Source organism: bacterium (assembly GCA_026398675.1).
Lineage (GTDB): Bacteria > RBG-13-66-14 > RBG-13-66-14 > RBG-13-66-14 > RBG-13-66-14 > RBG-13-66-14.
Genome location: JAPLSK010000218.1, coordinates 1 through 1774, shown reverse-complemented (window position 1 = coordinate 1774; position 1774 = coordinate 1). Strand labels below are relative to the sequence as shown.

General features: G+C 64.8%; 1 protein-coding gene. It reads left to right on the top strand.

Features of this window, described 5'->3' with window-relative positions:
• Positions 1-1708: hypothetical protein (locus tag NTW26_07105; GenBank protein ID MCX7022025.1), on the top strand; the 1708-nt coding region annotated here is incomplete at its 5' end.
• Positions 1709-1774: the final 66 nt, after the last annotated feature.

Here is a 1774-nt window from a genome sequence, read left to right as displayed (position 1 = left end):
ATTGAAGATGCGCCGTTTAATCATCTCCCTGTTGACCGCCTGTCTTTTCCTCGGGCTCGCCGGTTGCTCCGCCGAGGGGGGCGACCCCACCGAGGCCGTCCCGACGGGGGTCTTCCAAGTGGCCTACATTACTTCCGTCGCCGGGCTCTGGGACGGCGCCGAAAGCCTGGTCAAAGAACTGCGCGGGGTGGCGCCGAACCTGGCGGACGAGGCCGTGAAGAGAATCGAGGACCTCGTCCGGGATGTGTTCGACGCCGAGAACCCCCCCGTGGACTCCCTCCAGGGTCTCTGGGACCTGGGGATTGACGTGGACAAGCCGCTTTGCATCGCCATGGGCGGCTTCCCGGAGCCGCAGTCGGTGTTTCTGGTCTCCATCCACGACCCCGACGCGTTCTCCGATTTCTTCTACAAAACCATGGGGGTGGATAAGCCCGAGACCGTCGAAAAGTACGCGGATGCCGAAATAAGGCTCTCCAATGGCCTTTACACCACCCAGATCGGCGGCCTCTTCATCGCGAGCGAGTCCATGCCCCTGGTGAAGAGCTGCATGGACGCCCTGGGTGATCCCGAGAAGCGGTTCTTCAACTCCGAGAGCGTCCTCCCGCTCATCGAGCGTTATCAGGATGCGACCGCCTGCGTGCTTATAGACATGAGCTCCGTCCGCGGTTTCCTGACAATGGCCCTGACCCAGGCCCCGCAGATCCCCGCGGTGGTCAAGGAATGGCTGAACAAAGTCCAGAGCGTCGGGTTGGGGCTCGAAGTCCAGCCCGAGGGGCTTCGGTTCTCCGCGGTGGCCTACGGCGACTTTGCCGGGGTGGAGGAGCCGGAGACCAAGCTGCCCGTGCCTCGGGACTGCCTCGCCTTCATCGGCGGGGACCAGGGCCAAGTCCCCTTGGAGGAGAAAGAGGGTATCGCCGGAATGCTCGTCGGGCTCCTCTCCCAGTTCCCGGAGTCGGCGGGGTTCATCGCGGCCGTGGGTGAGGAGAACCTGGTCAGCCTCATCCAGAGCGTCGGCGGGGGCTCCTTCCTCTTCCTCACGGACGCCGGGTGGATGCCGGGCGTCACTTTCGGGCTCAAGCTGGACGATCCGGCGCTTTTCAAGCTCATCTACGACGAGAAGCTCCGGCCGCTCCTGGCGTCGGTCCTGGAAGGCGAGATGGGCGGCGCCTCGTTGGAGCGCCGCACGGAGGGCGACGTGGTGCTGGACGAGCTGACACTGGGCGGGCCGATTGCTTTGCCGTTTAAACCGGCGCTGGCCTTCTACGACGGCTATCTAGTCGTGACCACCGACTCGGGGATGGTGGCCAAGATTCGGGACGTGGATCTGGGCCGGGGCGAGGGGGTTTACACCAACGAGGACTACAAGCTCGTCGAGGGACAGTTGCCCGGGTACCGGGTGATCGGCTTCATCAGCGCGGATAAACTGATCAAGCTCCTGTCCATGACGCCGGGGCTGGAGCTGCCCGAGGCGGTGCAGATTCTGGGCGACCACTACGCTTTAGTCTCGATGGGGGCCGCCCTCGACAAGGGCGTCGCCGAGGCGGTCCTGCTGGTCTCCACGCGCACGTACTCGCCGGACGGGGCGGTGCCCCGGACCGAGATCGACCGGGGCATGCCCTGGTGGCTGTGGCTCGTTATCGGCCTGGGTGCCGCGATCATCATCGTTCTGGTCGTCGTCCTCGTGAGCCGGAAAAAGCGGGAGGCGTAGTTTTTTCGGGAGGGTTTTATCAAAGACCCGTAGGGGCGGGGCTCTGTCCCCGCCCGCGGGCGACCG